Raw genomic sequence first — 17320 nt, 5'->3', positions numbered from 1 at the left:
GGCAGGCTCAAGTGATCGCTGCAACACCTGATTCGTTCGAAAGGGTGTTGCCTCGTGGGTCGTCAGATTGGGTTCCGTAGTACTGGTGTGCATCTGGACGTCGAGTCGGCGGCGTCGGTGCATGAGGAGTTCTGGAAGGCCGTCCGATCGGGGTTGTCACCGACGGCAGCAGCGACGGTAGCCGGGGTGTGTGGTGCGACGGGCCGCAAGTGGGCCAAGGCCGCGGGTTATCAGACCAATCCCAAGCACTGCGGCACCCGATACTCGCAGGTTAAGGAAGCGTTTTGGGCGGCGTTGCGCACGGGTATGACGCCGACGCAGGCGGCGGTGGCCGCCGGCGTGTCGGAAAACGCCGGGCGGGAATGGGTCGCGCAGGCTGGGTTCGTGCCGAGAACACCTTTTCCCGCTGGTCTGGAGCTTGTTGTGCCGTCGCGGAGGTCGTCGTTGTCATTCCTTGAGCGGTGCCGCCTAGAAGAGCTGCTGGAAGCGGAGTATTCCCAGGCCGGGGCCGCCCGCTTGCTGGGTCGGGACCGCTCGACGATCAGCCGGGAGGTACGCCGCGGAGCAACCGGCTGTGGGTATCGTGCCCGGGTCGCCCAGGAGGCCGTCGACGCGGCCCGGGCTCGCCCTAAGCCGCGCAAGCTGGAATCCAACCCGGCCCTGCTGGCCGAGGTTGTGCGACGCTTGGAACAGCGGCACAGCCCCGAGCAGATCGCGGGCCGGCTGCGCGAGGACTTCCCCGACGATCCGGAGATGTGGGTGTCACCCGAGACGATTTATCAAGCCATGTACGTCCAGCCCCGCGGGGAGCTGGCCCGCCAGGTCAAGACCGCGCTGCGCACTGGACGGACACGACGAAAACATCAGGGCCGCAAACCAACCGACGCTCGTGGCGGGATCAAGGACATGATCAACATCAGCGAACGGCCGGCCGAGGCCGACGACCGCGCGATCCCCGGCCACTGGGAAGGCGATTTGATGATCGGCGCCCACGGCGAATCAGCGATCGGCACTCTGGTGGAGCGCACCACCGGATTCGTGATGCTGCTGCACCTGCCCGATGATCGCACCGCGGCCACCGTCGCTGCGGCGATGACCGCCAAGATCCCCGAGATCCCCGAGGTGCTGCGCCGCTCCCTGACCTGGGATCAGGGCAGGGAGATGGCGCTGCACACCAAGATCACCGAGGCGACCGGGCTGCCGATCTACTTCTGCGACCCGCACAGCCCCTGGCAGCGCGGCACCAACGAGAACACCAACGGTTTGCTGCGGCAGTACTTCCCGAAGGGCACCGACCTGTCATTCCATGGGCCGGGAATCCTCGACAACGTCGCGGCCGAACTCAACGCGCGTCCCCGCAAGCGCTTCGGCTGGCGCACCCCCGCCGAAGAACTCAACCGACTACTCTCAGACCCGTCCGCCTTTGTTGCAGCGACCGCTTGAATCCAAGTCGCAATCGCACACCGTGGCCGCAGTCTCGGCGCTAAGCGGGCCGTCGGGCGCGGCCCAGCGCAAACTCCGACACCGGCAACGGCACCCACGACGGCAGCGTCAGCACCCGACGGGCACCATCCACCTCGAATCCGGCGCCGGCAATGATCTGCTCGGTGTCGCGGTGGGTATGGCAGTTGCCGAACAGCCTGGGCCACAACGTCGCATCGGCCAGCCGCTGCAGCCGGCCCCGGAACCCGCCGCTGGCCACGTGTTCGAGGTAGCGTAGCTCGCCACCCGGCCGAAGCCCCGCATGAAGTTGGCGCAGCACCGCATCGGGGTCGCCCACCGAACACAGCACCAGCGAGCACACCACCGCGTCGAATGGTTCGTCGGTGCTGAAGGCCTCCACGGTCGCGCCGGTCACCTGTACTGGAACCGGTGCGCCGGCGGCCGCCGCGCGGGCCCGCTCGGCCAGTCGGTCCTCCGGCTCGACCGCGACGACCTGCTCCACCGAATCCGGATAGAAGCCGAAGTTGGTCCCGACGCCGGCACCGACCTCGAGCACCCGACCGGACAATCCGGCCAGATTCTCCCGCCGCAGCGCCCGGATCTGCTCGGGCTCGTGCGCTGCGATGGTGGGCCAGATCCGGGCGAAGAACGGATTGTCGACCGTTGCTGCGGCGGATGGTGTCATCGCTCCACCCTATGCCCGCAACGGGTCTAACCGGCGTTCGCGCAACTCTTCGGACTCGGTGACCCCGAACCGCTCGTGCAGCCACACCAGCGGCTTGGGCGCCCACCAGTTCCATCGGCCCAGCACGTGCATGAACGCCGGGACCAGCACCATCCGTACCAGAGTGGCGTCCACCAGCACCGCCAGGGTCAGGCCGATGCCGAACATCCGCATAAACGACACCTGCGCCGCGATCAGCGCGGCGAACGAGATCGACATCACCAGCGCGGCAGCGGTGATCACCCGGCCGGTGCGGGCCAGCCCGAGCGCCACGCTCTCGTCGTTGGCAGCACGCGCCTGGGCGGTGGTCGGTCGCGCCGGCCGGGCGGCTCCGGAGTCCAGCCAGTACTCGCGGATCCGGGAGATCAGGAAAACCTCGTAGTCCATCGACAAGCCGAACGCGATGCAAAACAACAACACCGGCATGTTGGCCTCCAGGGTCCCGCTGGGCGTCGTGCCCAATGCGCCCAGATGGCCGTCCTGGAAGATCCACACCAACGCGCCAAACGCCGCCGTCAACGACAAGACGTTGAGCACCAGCGCCTTGAGCGGCAACACCACGCTGCCGGTGAGCAGAAACAGCAGCACGAACGTGATGGCCGCGATCAGCCCCAGCACCAGTGGCAGCCGGGTCACGATCGCGGCGACGCTGTCGCGGTTGATCTGCGCCAGCCCGGCCATTTCGACGGCCCGCCCGGGCGGGCCGGGCACCTGGTGCAGTCGGTTGAGCTGGGTAGCGGAGGCCTGCGAGAACAGCGGCGCGGTGCTGTCGACGGTCAAAAATGCGCTGCCGTCCGCCAGCCCGGTGGCCGCGGCCGGCGGACCTACCCGAGCGCCGGCCACGAATGTTCCGGTCGGCGCGCTGACCGCCGACACGCCGGGCACCCGCGACAGGTCGGCGGCGTAACGCTCCACGTCAACCAGGGTCAGTCCGCGGACATCCGGTACGACGACAGGCACCATCGTCGCCGAGTTATCGGCGAAGTCACGGCGCAACTGGTCACCGAGCTGATGCGGCGACGCCGACCGCGGCAATACCCGGTCGTCGGGGAAGCCCCACTTCACCCCGAGGAACGGGACACCCAACAGCAACAGCAACGCAACGACCGCCGCACCGATCGGCACGGCACGGCGCGTCACGAACGTCGTCGAGCGATACCAGAACAGCTGCTCAACCGGTTTGGCCACCGGGTCCGGGCTCCGTTTGATCCAAGGCAGCGCCCGCCGCACAAGCCACCGAACGTCCAGCGCGTCCAGCCGCGGCCCGAGCAGCACGATCGCGGCCGGGGTCACCACGATGGCCGCGCCCGCCACGAAGGCCACGGTGGCCACGCCGGCGTAGGCGAACGACTTCAGGAAATAACCCGGAAACAGCACCATGACCGCCATCGACAAAGCGACGGTGGTCGCCGAGAACAGCACCGTGCGTCCGGCAGTGGCCATGGTGCGGATCAGTGCCCGGTCGCGCGCGGTGCCGTCGGCCAACTCGTCGCGGTAGCGGCTGATGATCAGCAGCGTGTAGTCGATCGCCAGCGCCAGGCCCATCGCGGTGCTCAGGTTGAGCGCGAAGATCGACACGTCGATGCTGAACGAGATCAACCGCAGCACCGACATGGCGCCCACGATCGCCAACGCGCCCAGTGTCATCGGTAGCGCCGCCGCCAGCAGACCGCCGAACACCCATACCAGCACGAAGAAGCTCAGCGGTATGGCGATCGACTCCATCAGCAGCAGATCGCGTTCGTTTTGGTGGGTGATCTGGGCGTACACCATCGCCACCCCGCCTGTGTGCACGCTGACCCCGTCTTGAATATCGAGGCCGTGCACCTCTGCTGCCAGCGTCTTGGCGTACTTCTGGGCGTTGTTTTCGCCGCCCTTCAAGTTGGCCACGATCAACCCGGAGTTGCCGTCGACGCTCACCAACTCGGCGGCAGCCTGTGGTGGGGACGTCCACGCCGACGACACATTGAAGACGTGCGGCGACCGTTCGAGGCGGTGCACAATGTCGACGCCCACCTGGCGGGCCTGCTGGCTGGCGACCCCGGCCGGCGCGGTCACCATGACCAGCATCTTCTGGTCACTCTGCCCGAATTTGTCCGTCAGCAGCCGAGTGGCCCGGGCCGACTCCGACGTCGGATCCTGGAAGCCGCCGGCGGACAAGCTCTGGGCGACCGGGATGCCGAAGATCGCGGCGGCAGCCAGGACGAGAACCGCCAGCGCGATCACCCGCTTCGGGGCGGCGATAGCCAGTCGGGCGATTCGCTGCAGCATGCACGTCCTTCCGCCGCGACTTACCGCCGGTAAGTAGCGGGCGCCAACGTCATCCCGACCCCACCACGCCCTTGGTAATGAAACGGATCGGGCACCGGGAATGGTTCACCACAGTGCCGTGCATCCTAGGACGTGCGTGCTGAGACTACCCGCCGCAATTTCGCATGTGTTCAACGGGTAGGTACGACGGCCTCAAGCCCTGACGGGACCCTACCCGGCGGTAAGAATTGCCACCGTTTTCCGAAACGTGACTCAACGATTCCTTAATAGTGACCCATACCCTTATCTGTATGTGGATCGACGACTCGAGTGCCGATGTCATCAAGGCTGACTTCGAGGCTCTCTACCACGGCGACGTGCTGGTAGAGGGCGAGACCTCGGAGCAGCTCGAGGACTGGCACCCACTGCCCACCGCGAGCTGATTACCGCGGAGGGCGCGACCATCGCAGTGGCCGCGCCCGCGATGAGGTGAGTGAACCCCTCCATCGCAGAGTTGTCGTTTCTTTTCTGATTTTGCGGCTCAGCGGGGCGCCATCCGGATCGCGCCGTCGAGGCGGATGACCTCGCCGTTGAGCATCGGGTTCTCGATAATGTGCACCGCCAGCGCGCCGTACTCGTCGGGTTTGCCCAGCCGGCTCGGGTGCGGCACCTGCTTGCCCAGCGACTCCTTGGCCGGCTCGGGCAGGCCGGCCAGCAGCGGGGTGTCGAACAGGCCCGGCGCGATCGTCATCACGCGAATGCCCCGGCCGGCCAGATCCCGCGCGATCGGCAATGTCATGCCGACCACACCGCCCTTGGACGCCGAGTAAGCGGCCTGACCGATCTGTCCGTCGAACGCCGCCACCGAGGCGGTGTTGATGATGACGCCGCGCTCCTCGCCGATCAGATCGGTGCTGGCGATCCGCTCGGCGCCCAGCCGCAACACGTTGAACGTCCCGATCAGGTTGATGTCGACGACCTTGCGGAACGCGTCCAACGGAAAGACGCCGTCGCGGCCCAGCACCCGGATGGCGTTGCCGGTGCCAGCGCAGTTCACCACGATGCGCAACGGACCCAGCGACTCGGCGATGTCGAGGGCCGCGGTCACCGCCTTCTCGTCGGTGACGTCAGCCGGCGCGAAACGCGCACGCTCCCCGAGCTCGCGGACCACCTCCTCGCCCTTGAGGTCGAGCACGACCACCTGCGCGCCGGCGTCCAGCAGCCGCTTGGTAGTTGCCAGGCCCAGGCCGGACGCGCCACCGGTGACGAGTGCTACGGCGTCTCGGATCTCCACTCGAGTCTTTCCTTTCGTCAGGTCGGTCGGCGACTATACCCAGTCGCCCAGTACGGCTTCGGTGTCGGCACCCGGCTCTCCCGGCGGCCGGGGCTGGTCGGGGACGGTGCGGGAAAACCGCGGCGCCGGCCGTGGTTCCAGGCCGCCGCCCGTCTGGTAGAAGGTGTTGCGCTCGGTGACATGCGGTTCGGTCTGCACCTCGCCGAACGCCAGCACCGGCGTGACGCAGGCGTCGGAGTCGGCGAACACCTTGGCCCAATGGTCGCGGTCTTTCGAGCCGATCACCCCGGCGATCGCGGCGCGCAGCTCCGGCCAACGGGCGCTGTCGTTTTGCCTGGGCAGGTCGGCACCGTCCAGTCCGAGCCCGGCCAGCAAGGCCGCGTAGAACTGCGGCTCGATCGCGCCGACCGCGACATAACGGCCGTCGGCGCATTCGTAGGTGTCGTAGTACGGCGCACCGCCGTCGAGCATGTTGGTTCCGCGCTCGTCGGACCACATCCCCAATGACCGCATCGCCCACATCATCTGCACCAGCACCGATGACCCGTCGATCATCGCCGCGTCGACGACCTGCCCCTTGCCCGAGGCCTGCCGCTCCCACAGCGCCGCCAGGATCCCGACCAACAGAAACATCGAGCCGCCGCCGAAGTCGCCGACCAGGTTCAGCGGCGGCACCGGCCGCTCACCGTTCCGGCCGATCGCATGCAGCACGCCGTTGAGCGAGATGTAGTTGATGTCGTGACCGGCCTGCTGGCTGCGCGGACCGGTTTGGCCCCAGCCGGTCATCCGGGCGTAAATCAGCCGGTCGTTGACTCGGCTGCAGTCGTCGGGGCCCAGGCCCAGCCGTTCGGTGACGCCCGGACGGTAGCCCTCGATCAGCACGTCGGCCTTGGCGACGAGCCGCAGCACCAGGTCACGTCCCTGCCCGGACTTGAGGTCGGCGGTGACGAAGCGACGGTTGCGCAGCATCGCGTCGCGGGCCACGCCGGTTGCCGCCCCGGGCCGTTCGATGCGCACGACGTCGGCACCGAGATCGCCGAGGATCATCGCGGCGTGCGGGCCCGGCCCGATCCCGGCGAGTTCGATCACCCGCAGTCCTGTCAACGGTCCTGCCATCTACCGACCTCCTTGTCGCATCACTTTGGCATCTTCGCAGCCGCCGTGGACGGTCCTGCATCCCGGTAGCGGAAGGTCGCCTAAATTCAAGTCCATGTTTGATTCAGTCAACCCGACGCCCGTCGCGGGCCTGTCCGTCACGCTGACCGACGGGGTCTTGTCGGTGATCATCGATCGACCGGACAGCCTCAACTCGCTGACCACGCCGGTGCTGGCCGGCATCGCCGACGCGATGGAGTGCGCCGCCACCGATCCACGGGTGCAAGTGGTGCGTCTCGGCGGGACGGGCCGCGGCTTTTCCTCCGGCGCCGGCATGAGCGCCGACGACGTCTCCGGCAGTGGCACGGACATTATCGTGGCGGCCAACCGCGCGGTACGGGCGATCACCACGGTGCCGCGCCCGGTCGTGGCCGTGGTGCACGGACCGGCGGCCGGGGTCGGGGTCTCGCTGGCCTTGGCCTGCGACCTCGTATTGGCTTCGGATGCAGCGTTTTTCATGCTCGCCTTCACCAAGGTCGGGCTGATGCCCGACGGTGGAGCATCGGCGTTGGTCGCCGCCTCGATCGGCCGCACCCGCGCGATGCGGATGGCACTGCTGGCCGAACGGTTGTCGCCCGCCGACGCATTGGCCGCCGGCCTGATCAGCGCGGTCTACCCGGCCGACGACTTCGAGGCCGAGGTCGACAACGTGGTGTCGGGACTGCTGACCGGGCCGACGGTGGCGTTCGCCAAGACCAAGCACGCCATCAACGTGGCCACGCTCACCGAGCTGGAGTCCGCGCTGCACCGCGAACTACAGGGTCAGGCGGTGCTGCTGAAATCACACGACTTCATCGAGGGCGCAACGGCTTTCCAGCAGCGCCGTACCCCGGACTTCACCGACCGCTGACCTCAGAACCCGAACAGCGGCGGCAGCCCAAGCAGCACGATCAGGCTCCACACGAAGTGGGTCAGGATCGGCGCCAGCACCCCGCCGGTCGCGCGGCGCTCCAATGCGCACACTGTGCCGAGGATGATCGCGGCGAACCCGAGCATCAGGTTCTGGCTGGCCAGCGTGGCGGCGACATACAGGATCGTGGAGATGAGCACCGGATGGTGCCGGCCCAACGCGGTATAGAGCGCGCCGCGGTAGAACAATTCCTCGGCGATGGCGCCGAGCAGCGCGATCGCCAGGATGAGCCGCCACGAGCCCTGGTTGCCGAACTGCAGCACCCGGGTGATCAGGTCGCAGGCTGCCGGAATCTGTTTGGCGATCACACCGCCGAGCACGAAGACGCCCCCGAGCACCAGGCCGGTGGTGGCGCCGCTGACGACCGGGCGCTGGTTGCGACCACGCCAGCAGATGCCCCCCAGATGCAACGGCCCGGAGGCGAATGCCCCGAGCGTCCAGACCACCCCCAGCGCCAGCGCAAACCAGTAGAAGATCGAATCGCCAGGGTGCCGTGTCATGGATAGTCCGAGCACTACCGCGCCGAGTACCAGCACGACGAGGACGACGGTGCGCCGCCGGCGCACCACCGAGGGCGGCTCATGGTGCGGCACAGCGACATTGGTGATCGCGCGGCGGATCTCGTCCAGGGTGCTGGTTTCGGTCATCCGAGACGTACCTTCGGGGCGAGAGTGATCAGCATGTCAAGGCCGGTTCGCACTGCACCGGCAACGGGTCCAGGGACGGCGTCCAGCAGCCCGAGACTCCAACGCGCGATCGGCGGGGTGACGACTCTGGCCAGCCGGCGGATGCGCAGCGCGTCGCCGCCGGCCCACACCGGATCGCTGTCGGCGAGGTGATGCAGATCGGCCAGCGCGTTGACCGGCCTCGGCCGGCGGCTCGACACCGCCCGCGCGATGGCGTCGTCGATGGGCAGCAGGCCGCCGGCCGGGTCGGCAACCAGGTCGCGCAGGCCGGTGCCGGCGGCGCGCATCGGGTGGTCCAGCGACTCCACCAGGTCCGCGGCCAGCCCGTCGGGCACCGGCAGCGCGACCGCAGTGACCCGCGACGCCACTGCGGTGTCCACGCCGCGCACCGGCACGCCGGTGTGCCACTTGCCGGCAATCCGCGCATACGTTTTCAGCAGCTGCCGATATGACGTGGTGTCCGGGCCGGAGACGTCGTAGGCGCCCGCGGGTACCCGGGCGCCATCGGCGGCGGCCACCAGGTAGTGCAGCACGTCGCGGATCGATATCGGGTCGATCGGATTGTCCATCCACGGCGGGATTGGCATGAGCGGAAACCTGTCCCCGACATAGCGCAGCATCTCGAACGATGTCGAGCCGGCGCCCAGGATCATGGCCGCGCCCAGCCACACCACTTCCGGGCCGCCCTCGGCCGTGAGCGCGTGGGCAACCTCGGCCCGGCTGGCCAGGTGCTCGGACAGCGTGTCGTCGTCGGGCACGAAGCCACCCAGATAGACGATGCGGCCCACGCCGGCGTCCTTGGCCGCGGCCGCGACGTTGGCGGCCGCGGCCCGGTCGGCGCCGCGGAAGCCGGGTTGGCCGATCGCATGCACCAGGTAGTACACGACATCGACCGGACCGGCGACGGCGAACGCCGCGCGCGCCGACGTGGGATCGGAGGCATCCAGGGCGACCGCTGTGACGTCGTCAACCCAGCCCAGCCGGCCCAGTCGCACCGGGTCGCGACTGGCGGCCAGCACCTGCCGGCCCGCTGCGAGCAGTGCTGTGACAAGTCGGGACCCCACGTAGCCGGTGGCGCCCGTCACAAGAATTCGCACACCTTCAACTTAGCGATGACGACGGCTAAGTCGCGCGAACAGGCGCAAATCAATTAAACACGTGTGCAATTCATTCGGCGACCGGCGAATTGAACTAACAAAGTGTCCGCACCGTAGTGCCATACATGGATAATGGCAAGATGCGTTCGGTGACACCCGGGGCGCCGGCTTCACAGCCCGGCCTACCAGCCGGCCCATCTCTCGCCGCGGTGACGGTCGAGTTCCCGTCGCACTATCACAGCCAAGACGAAATCGCTTCGGCCATCAGCGGCTTCGCCGGCCAGGAGTTCCAGCGGTTCATCGCCAGCAGTGGGGTCAAGGCCCGCCACCACGCCCTGCCGCTGTCGCGCTACGGCGAATTGAAGGGCTTCACCGAGGCCAACGACGCATTCGTCGACGTCGCCCTCGACCTCGGCGAGCGGGCGTTGGTGTCGGCCCTGGATGCCGCCAAGCTCAAACCATCTGAGGTGGACCTGGTGCTGTCGACGACGGTCACCGGGCTCGCTGTCCCGACGCTGGAGGCGCGACTGGCCACCCGGGTAGGCCTGCGCCCCGACGTCAAGCGCGTGCCGCTGTTCGGCCTGGGCTGTGTTGCCGGTGCCGCCGGCGTAGCTCGCATGCATGACTACCTGCGCGCCTACCCGAATCAGGTTGCCGCGTTGCTGGCCGTCGAACTCTGCACGTTGACCATTCAGCGCGAAGACTATTCGGTGGCCAACTTGGTCGCCACCAGCCTCTTCGGTGACGGCGCGGCCGCGGTCATCGCGCGAGGGGCCGATCGGAGCCCGGACGGCCCACGGGTATTGGCCACCCGCAGCCGGATCTACCCGGAAACCGAGGAAGTGATGGGCTGGAAGATCGGCAGTGAGGGATTCCGGATCGTCTTGTCGGTCGAAGTCGCCACCGTGGCCGAGAAATATTTGGGCGAAGACGTCCGCACCTTCCTGGCCGACCACGGCCTGACCACCGCCGACGTCTCGACCTGGATATGCCACCCCGGCGGCCCCCGGGTGATCGAGGCGGTCGAAAACGTCTTGGATGTACCTGCAGATGCGCTCGATCACACCCGAAACTCATTGCGCGACAACGGCAATCTGTCGTCGGTGTCGGTGCTGGATGTGCTTCGGGCCAACATGGCCGATCCGCCGCCGGCGGGCTCGTTCGGATTGATGATCGCCATGGGCCCCGCCTTCTGCTCGGAACTTGTGCTGCTCGGCTGGTAACACGTGTACTACCTGCTGATCGGCCTGATCGGCATCGAACGGCTGATTGAGCTGGGCGTCTCCAAACGCAACGCCCGATGGGCTTTTGCCCACGGCGGCAAAGAGTTTGGCCGCGCTCACTATCCCGTGATGGTCATCGTGCATGCGGCGCTGCTGCTCGGCTGTGTCTTCGAAGTTTCGGTGCTGCACCGGCCGTTCATCGGCTGGCTCGGCTGGCCGATGCTGGCCGTCGTGGCAGCAAGCCAGGCGCTGCGCTGGTGGTGCGTGACGACGTTGGGCCGCCGGTGGAACACTCTGGTGATCGTGTTGCCGCAAGCGCCGCTGGTGCACCGTGGTCCGTACCGCTGGCTGCACCACCCCAACTATGTCGCGGTCGTGGCCGAAGGTGTGGCGCTGCCGTTGGTACACACAGCCTGGCTGACCGCAGCAATATTCACACTGGCCAATGCGCTACTGCTGACCGTGCGGATCCGGGTGGAGAACGCGGCGTTGGGCTACTCATGACCACCTTCGACACCGACGTGCTGATCGTGGGCGGGGGTCCCGGCGGACTCGCCACCGCGTTACACGCACGCCGTCAAGGGCTTTCGGTGATCGTCGCCGACCCGCGGCAGAGCCCGATCGACAAGGCCTGTGGTGAGGGCCTGATGCCCGGCGGTTTGGCCGAACTGACATCGCTCGGCGTGGATCCTGCCGGCCTGCCGTTCCGCGGCATCGCCTATGTGCGTGAACACAGCCGGGCCGAGGCACGCTTTCGCCACGGCCCGGGCCGGGGCGTACGACGCACCACACTGCATGCCGCGCTCGCGGCACGCGCCAAAGAACAAGACGCCGAATGGATCTCGACGCGGGTTACCAGCGTCGAGCAAGACGCTTGGGGCGTAACCGCGGCCGGTGTGCGTGCGAGGTGGCTGGTGGCGGCCGACGGACTGCATTCGGCCGTGCGTCGGGCCGCCGGAATCACCGCGGCGGCCGGGCGGCCGCGGCGGTACGGCGTGCGGTGGCACTTTTCCGTACCGGCGTGGTCGGACTTCGTCGAGGTGCACTGGTCACGGTGGGGCGAGGCGTATGTGACGCCGGTGGAACCGGATCTGGTCGGGGTGGCAATCCTGTCCGATCACAAACCCGACCCGGCCTGGTTTCCCTCGCTGGCACCGCATCTCCACGGCGCAAGCCCGGGACAGCCACGCGGTTGCGGGCCGCTGCGGCAGGTGGTGTCCCGTCGGGTCGCCGGACGGGTGCTGTTGGTAGGCGACGCCGCGGGATACGAGGACGCGCTGACCGGTGAAGGCATCAGCCTGGCCGTCAGGCAAGCCGCCGCAGCCGTTGGCGCGATCGTCGATCAGAACCCGTCATCGTACGAAGCGGCGTGGCGGCGGATCACCCGTGACTACCGGCTGCTCACCCGCACGCTGGTGCTCGCCACCATCCCGGGCGCCACCCGGCAAGCAATCGTGCCGGCGGCCAGAGCTCTTCCCGGCGTTTTCAGTTGGGCGGTGAACACGCTGGCGCGGTGAGGCTTCAGCGTGCCTTCCAGACCGGCCGGCGCTTTTCGGCGAACGCCAACGGACCTTCTTTGGCGTCCTCGGATCTCAACACCGTGGCGAATTCGCGGGTGGTGCGCGCCCACCCGGGCTCTTCGTCGGGTATGACGCCGTCGTCGGCGCCGTAAGCGATCCGCTTGCTGGCCTGTAACGACAGCGGCGCGTTCACGGTGACCCGCTCGGCCAGCGCCAGCGCGGCCTGAAGCACGGTGCCGTCCGGGACGACCTGGTTGATCAGACCCCACTTGGCGGCCTCGGCCGCGCTGATCGGCTCACCGGTCAATATCATCTCCAGTGCCACTTTGCGCGGCAGCTGATGCACGATCCGGAACACGCCACCGGCGGCGGCGAAGAGCCCGACCTTGACCTCCGGGAGCCCGAACTTCGCCCGCTCTTCGGCCACCACCAGGTCGCTGGCCAGCGCCAGCTCGGTGCCGCCGCCCAGCGCGGTGCCGTTGACCGCGGCGATGGTGGGCTTGTCGATGAAGTGGTGTACATACCCGGCGAAGCCCCACTCGCCGTGGTCGGGATGGTACAGATTCTCCCGGCGGGCGATCGCTTTGAGATCGGCTCCGGCGCAAAAGGATTTGTCGCCGGCGCCGGTGATCACCACGGCCCGCACCTCGGCGTCGTTTTGCGCTTGCTCGAGCGCGTCGCCGACGCCGGTGCTGACCGCCCCGTTTACGGCGTTGCGGGCCTGCGGGCGGTTGATCGTGATGACCAGGACGTCGCCGCGGCGTTCGGTGAGCGCTGCGGGCTGCGTCTCGGTATCCGTCACAGCAACTCCAGAATGGTGGCGTTGGCCTGACCACCGCCCTCGCACATCGTCTGCAGGCCGTAGCGGATTCCCTTGGCCCGCATGTGATAGAGCAACGTGGTCATCAACCGGGCACCCGACCCGCCGAGCGGGTGGCCGAGCGCGATCGCGCCGCCGTTGGGGTTGAGCTTCTTCTCGTCGCCGCCGATGTCGGCCAGCCACGCCAGCGGCACCGGGGCGAATGCCTCGTTGACCTCGTAGGCGCCGATGTCGTCGAGGTTCAGCCCGGAGCGCTTCAGCGCCTTCTGGGTTGCCGGGATCGGCCCGGTCAGCATGATGACCGGGTTGGCCCCGGCCAGTGCGGCGGTGTGCACCTTGGCGATCGGCTTGCGGCCCAACGACTTCGCCATCTCGGCCGACATGAACAGCAGCGCCGCCGAACCGTCGGAGATCTGGCTGGAGTTACCGGCGTGGATCACGCCGTCCTCTTTGAAGGCCGGCTTGAGCTGCGCCATCTTCTCCATCGGCGTGCCACGCCGGATGCCCTCGTCCTTGAGCACCGTGTTACCGTCCTGGTCTTTGATCGCGACGATCTCGTCGTCGAAGGCACCGGAATCTTGTGCGGCAGCGGCTTTCTGGTGAGAGTTGAGCGAGAATTCGTCGAGCGTGGTGCGGTCGAATCCCCATTGCTCGGCGATCATCTCCGCGCCGATGCCCTGGTTGGGGATCACACCGTCGTAGCGGCTCAGGAAGTCTTGCGGGAACGGGCGGCCGCCATTGGCGAGCGACGAGCCCATCGGTACCCGCGACATCGATTCCACGCCGCCCGCGACGACGACGTCGTAGTGACCGGCGACCACCCCGGCGGCCGCGAAGTGCACCGACTGCTGGCTGGACCCACACTGGCGGTCGACCGTGACGCCGGGCACGGTCTCCGGCCAGCCGGCGGTCAGCAGTGCGGTACGCGCGACGTCGAGGGCTTGCTCGCCGGCCTGCATCACGCAGCCCCAGATCACGTCGTCGACGATCTCGGGGTCGATGCCGGCTTTTTGCACCAGCCCGTTGAGCACTTGCGCGGACAGGTCGGCAGGGTGGACGCCGGACAGCCCGCCGTTGCGCTTCCCGATCGGTGAACGCACCGCCTCGACGATGACAGCTTCAGCCATGACACATCTCCTTTGATGTTTGCAATGGAAATCTAGTAGTCGATTCTTGACCAGCACGTTAGAAGGTTCGCCACCGGGGTCGGGTATGGAGACGGCTAACGCGCCATCATCTCCCGGAACGCCTTTCTTGTCTCCTCGTCTGTCGAGTAGATAACGGTGCCCACCATGCCCCGCGTCAGCAATACCTTGTACACGTTGCGGACAAGCTGATCGAAGCGGCGATCGGATACAGCAACTTTGCTTCGAAAATTGGGATCACGGTTGGCTTGCCGCACTGTGACAAAGCGGCCATCCCGCCACACCAGGTCGTCCCCGATGATGACTCCGTTCCAGTCGTATTCGAAACCTTGCGCCGTGTAGACACATCCCACCTGGCCGAACCCGCCGTCCTCAGTTGACCATAGGGCGCTGGGCGGGGCCTCGCCAATCCGCCGGTTGCTCTTGCTGTTCCACGGACGTGCCCAGTCTCCGATCTGGACGTCGTCGACGAGTGTGCCGTCCTTGCGCGCATCGCTCCATGGCCAGCAGTACCCGGCCGTCATCCGCGCCGAATAGCTGTGCTCCCGGCAGTGCGACAAGAAGTTCTCCATTTCCACCGGGCTGTCCGCCAAGCGGACGTCGAACTGTGGATCTCCTCGCCAGGGACCCGACGGTTCATCCGAAAGTCCAAGCAGTCGCGTCACCCACAGCACGTATTCCTCGCTGCCACCACAGCGGAACTGCTCACCGAGGGGTATGTGCTGGAACTCCAAACCGAGATGCCGAGCGTGCCGCTCGATCTGTCCGAGCGTGCCCATCTCGCCAGGACGAACTACTTGGTGTTCGTCGAGTAAGAACACCGGAACGCGCGCGGCGGCCATCAATTCGTCGATCTGCGGCCGGTCGGTTCGCAACTCGGCCCGGGTGTAACGGTCGACTGACGTCTCCCGGATTCGGTGCGCTTCATCCAAGATCAGTACGTCGAGTCCATTCGCTTCCGCGCTAATGAACTGGTTGAAGTACTTGAACATTGATCGCACCATCGGTGCGCGGTTACCGGCCACCTTTCGAAGCGTTTGCGTGAACGACCGCGAGCCCGTCGCGTGTACGACCGTGCGACCACGTCGTGCCAGGTCGCCCAGCAATGAGAGCGCCACAACACTTTTACCGCTGCCAGGGCCGCCAGTGACCGCGATGATTCGTTTGGTATTGCCCGCCCGAGCGCGCTCGACCGCGTGCATCACCAGATCGACTGCCAGTTGCTGGTTACCGATCAATTGGAACTGCGGACGGTGGCGGATCTCGGCAGCGGCGACCTTCAGCAACTGCTGGGAAGGCGCTACCGCGGAGTGCATCAGAAGGTCTCCAGCGGTATGCCCAGATTTCGTCGCTAGTCGCGATCGCAAGAACTCGGCCATTGCGGAGCGGTCGGTGCCGGTAAATAGTCGGCCCGTCGTGGACACTGGCACCGCGAACAGATCTGCGACCAGCGCCGGATCCATAGCGTTGTGCAGGTAGGCCATACCTGCCAACGCATCCGGCTGATCGGCCATGACCCGAGCGAAATTCGCAAGGTACTCGCAATATCCGCGAACCTGTATAACCGGATGAAGCTTCGGGCCGCCCGGCATGCCAGGCACTTCAAAAAGCTCGGAGTCGCCTTCAAACGAGTACGCTGCTGACCACTGTTTTAGTTCAACCACCACGTAGGACGCCTCCCCTGTCTTGGGATGGACGCCGGCCAGCACTACATCGGCGCGCTGCGACGTGAGGGGCAGGTGGTACTCGACCAGCATTTCGACGTCACCGAGTCCGGCGGCAACTAAATCCGCCGCCAGGACCGGAAGGCTGCGCCGCCACGATGTCTGTTCAGCTGATGATGCACGTCGGCCCGTGCGATACAGCATCTGTTCAAGCAATTGCTCGACCAACGACGAGGGCTCCTCTTCGCGGACCCGACTAGCCGTCGTCCGAATGAGCGTCACTCCGCATTCCCCAAGGCAGCACGAATCGAATCGTGCGGGTGGGGACATGTCCGAAGTGCGTCTCGGCCCCGGAAGTCCGTCGAACCGCGGTGGTCATGTTAGATGAACAGTCCGACAGGCATGGCGACATCACACTGACGTGCTTCAGCGCATCGAGCAGCGAACCAGTTGCTTGGCCGCCCGGCCGCAGCACCGCAGCGGGGTCGGTTGCCGGCAACAGCCCGCAGGTAACGTCGAGCGCATGACACGCATCGCCGTCATCGGCGGGCACGGCAAGGTCGCACTGCGGCTGGCCAGGATTCTGTCGGAGCGCGGCGATCGGGTGACCTCGATCTTCCGCAACCGCGACCACACCGACGACGTGGCCGACACCGGTGCCCACTCCTTGGTCGCCGACATCGAGCAACTCGATACCGACGCGCTCACCGTTCTGCTCGCCGGGCAGGACGCCGTGGTGTTCTCCGCCGGCGCGGGCGGTGGCAACCCGTCGCGCACTTACGCCGTCGACCGCGACGCCGCGATCCGGGTGATCGACGCCGCCGGCCGGGCGGACGTGCGGCGATTCGTGATGGTGTCCTACTTCGGCGCCGGACCCGACCATGGCATACCCGAAGCCGATCCGTTCTTCCCGTACGCCGAGGCCAAGGCCGCCGCCGACACGCACCTTCGGGCCAGCAGTCTGGACTGGACGATCCTCGGGCCCAGCCGTCTCACGCTGGAATCGGCGACCGGGCGCATCGCAGTGGGGCCCGGCGGCAAGGGAGAGGTGTCGCGCGACGACGTCGCGCTGGTTGCGGCCGCGGCGCTGGCCGACGACGCGACGATCGGCCGGACCATCGAGTTCAACAACGGTGACGTACCCATCGCCGAGGCGTTGGCCGCCGCCGGGCGGTAGTTTGATTGCCCGGCTCCTCCTCAGGCCGCGGCGCGGCCTGCATCGTCGCCGGGTTCTTAGTTGTTGGCGGGTTTGTTGGTCGATGTTGGTCGTGGCGGGGTTTTGTCGGTGGTGTTTGGGATGGTCGTGGTGTGACGGCCGAGAAGTTGCGGGAGTGGCGTGGGGTCAAGCCGGTGGCGGGTCCATCCGGTGTGGCGATCACCACTCGGCTG

General features: G+C 67.0%; 16 protein-coding genes. 7 read left to right on the top strand and 9 right to left on the bottom strand.

Annotated elements, in window-relative coordinates; translation table 11 throughout:
- The first annotated feature begins 306 nt into the window (after positions 1 to 306).
- Entirely contained in the window at positions 307 to 1443 is a 1137-nt protein-coding gene (locus ACRDTL_RS12475) for an IS30 family transposase (protein WP_431507018.1), read from the top strand.
- A gap of 40 nt (positions 1444 to 1483) precedes the next feature.
- On the opposite strand, the gene ACRDTL_RS12470 is transcribed toward ACRDTL_RS12475, so the two are convergent.
- Both ACRDTL_RS12470 and ACRDTL_RS12465 read right to left on the bottom strand, forming a co-directional pair.
- A complete protein-coding gene (locus tag ACRDTL_RS12470; RefSeq protein ID WP_431507016.1) occupies positions 1484 to 2128 on the bottom strand; it encodes a class I SAM-dependent methyltransferase in 645 nt (214 codons plus the stop codon).
- Between the two features lie 9 nt (positions 2129 to 2137).
- Positions 2138 to 4438 carry an MMPL family transporter gene (locus ACRDTL_RS12465; protein ID WP_431507015.1) on the bottom strand — a complete coding sequence of 767 codons (2301 nt, stop codon included), beginning with the start codon at positions 4436 to 4438 and terminating at the stop codon, positions 2138 to 2140.
- A 290-nt stretch (positions 4439 to 4728) separates the two neighbouring features.
- On the opposite strand from ACRDTL_RS12465, the gene ACRDTL_RS12460 reads away from it, so the two are divergent.
- Positions 4729 to 4860, top strand: coding sequence for a hypothetical protein (locus tag ACRDTL_RS12460; RefSeq protein WP_139796985.1), 132 nt, complete (start codon positions 4729 to 4731; stop codon positions 4858 to 4860).
- A 98-nt stretch (positions 4861 to 4958) separates the two neighbouring features.
- Here the strand turns inward: ACRDTL_RS12460 and ACRDTL_RS12455 are convergent, their stop codons facing one another.
- On the bottom strand, positions 4959 to 5711 hold the full coding sequence (locus ACRDTL_RS12455) for a 3-hydroxyacyl-CoA dehydrogenase (RefSeq protein WP_431507014.1): 753 nt from the start codon (positions 5709 to 5711) through the stop codon (positions 4959 to 4961).
- A gap of 33 nt (positions 5712 to 5744) precedes the next feature.
- The gene (locus ACRDTL_RS12450) at positions 5745 to 6827 is read right to left on the bottom strand and encodes a CaiB/BaiF CoA transferase family protein (RefSeq protein ID WP_431507013.1); all 1083 of its coding nucleotides are present in this window, start codon (positions 6825 to 6827) and stop codon (positions 5745 to 5747) included.
- A gap of 94 nt (positions 6828 to 6921) precedes the next feature.
- On the opposite strand from ACRDTL_RS12450, the gene ACRDTL_RS12445 reads away from it, so the two are divergent.
- Complete coding sequence (locus tag ACRDTL_RS12445; protein ID WP_431507012.1) at positions 6922 to 7716, top strand: enoyl-CoA hydratase; 795 nt, start codon at positions 6922 to 6924, stop codon at positions 7714 to 7716.
- A gap of 2 nt (positions 7717 to 7718) precedes the next feature.
- On the opposite strand, the gene ACRDTL_RS12440 is transcribed toward ACRDTL_RS12445, so the two are convergent.
- Together ACRDTL_RS12440 and ACRDTL_RS12435 are read right to left on the bottom strand one after the other, a co-directional pair.
- Positions 7719 to 8423, bottom strand: a complete 705-nt coding sequence (locus ACRDTL_RS12440) for a CPBP family intramembrane glutamic endopeptidase (RefSeq protein WP_431507011.1) — start codon at positions 8421 to 8423, stop codon at positions 7719 to 7721.
- A complete protein-coding gene (locus tag ACRDTL_RS12435) occupies positions 8420 to 9559 on the bottom strand; it encodes an NAD(P)H-binding protein (protein WP_431507010.1) in 1140 nt (379 codons plus the stop codon). Before ACRDTL_RS12435 ends, ACRDTL_RS12440 begins: the two co-directional genes overlap by 4 nt.
- Before the next feature lie 140 nt (positions 9560 to 9699).
- Here ACRDTL_RS12435 and ACRDTL_RS12430 point away from each other — a divergent pair, with 140 nt between their 5' ends.
- From ACRDTL_RS12430 to ACRDTL_RS12420, 3 genes are read left to right on the top strand one after another with little or no spacing between them, the layout of a single operon-like run.
- Entirely contained in the window at positions 9700 to 10782 is a 1083-nt protein-coding gene (locus ACRDTL_RS12430) for a type III polyketide synthase (protein WP_431507017.1), read from the top strand.
- Positions 10783 to 10785: 3 nt separating this feature from the next.
- A complete protein-coding gene (locus ACRDTL_RS12425) occupies positions 10786 to 11286 on the top strand; it encodes an isoprenylcysteine carboxyl methyltransferase family protein (RefSeq protein WP_431507009.1) in 501 nt (166 codons plus the stop codon).
- Positions 11283 to 12299 (top strand): NAD(P)/FAD-dependent oxidoreductase, encoded by a 1017-nt coding sequence (locus ACRDTL_RS12420; RefSeq protein ID WP_431507008.1) that lies wholly within the window; start codon positions 11283 to 11285, stop codon positions 12297 to 12299. Before ACRDTL_RS12425 ends, ACRDTL_RS12420 begins: the two co-directional genes overlap by 4 nt.
- A gap of 4 nt (positions 12300 to 12303) precedes the next feature.
- Here ACRDTL_RS12420 and ACRDTL_RS12415 read toward each other — a convergent pair whose 3' ends face one another.
- From ACRDTL_RS12415 to ACRDTL_RS12405, 3 genes are all read right to left on the bottom strand, one after another.
- A complete protein-coding gene (locus ACRDTL_RS12415) occupies positions 12304 to 13104 on the bottom strand; it encodes a crotonase/enoyl-CoA hydratase family protein (protein ID WP_431507007.1) in 801 nt (266 codons plus the stop codon).
- Positions 13101 to 14249: a thiolase family protein gene (locus ACRDTL_RS12410; protein ID WP_431507006.1), complete on the bottom strand. Its 1149-nt coding sequence runs from the start codon at positions 14247 to 14249 to the stop codon at positions 13101 to 13103. The genes ACRDTL_RS12415 and ACRDTL_RS12410 overlap by 4 nt, the downstream gene beginning before the upstream one ends.
- A gap of 95 nt (positions 14250 to 14344) precedes the next feature.
- Positions 14345 to 16213, bottom strand: a complete 1869-nt coding sequence (locus ACRDTL_RS12405; protein WP_431507005.1) for a DNA/RNA helicase domain-containing protein — start codon at positions 16211 to 16213, stop codon at positions 14345 to 14347.
- A 241-nt stretch (positions 16214 to 16454) separates the two neighbouring features.
- Between ACRDTL_RS12405 and ACRDTL_RS12400 the strand changes: the two genes are divergently transcribed.
- Positions 16455 to 17108 carry an SDR family oxidoreductase gene (locus ACRDTL_RS12400; protein ID WP_431507004.1) on the top strand — a complete coding sequence of 218 codons (654 nt, stop codon included), beginning with the start codon at positions 16455 to 16457 and terminating at the stop codon, positions 17106 to 17108.
- Positions 17109 to 17320: the final 212 nt, after the last annotated feature.

The organism is Mycobacterium sp., from assembly GCF_050700595.1.
In the GTDB taxonomy this organism is placed as follows: Bacteria; Actinomycetota; Actinomycetes; order Mycobacteriales; family Mycobacteriaceae; genus Mycobacterium.
This window is presented reverse-complemented; position numbering and strand designations above follow the sequence as displayed.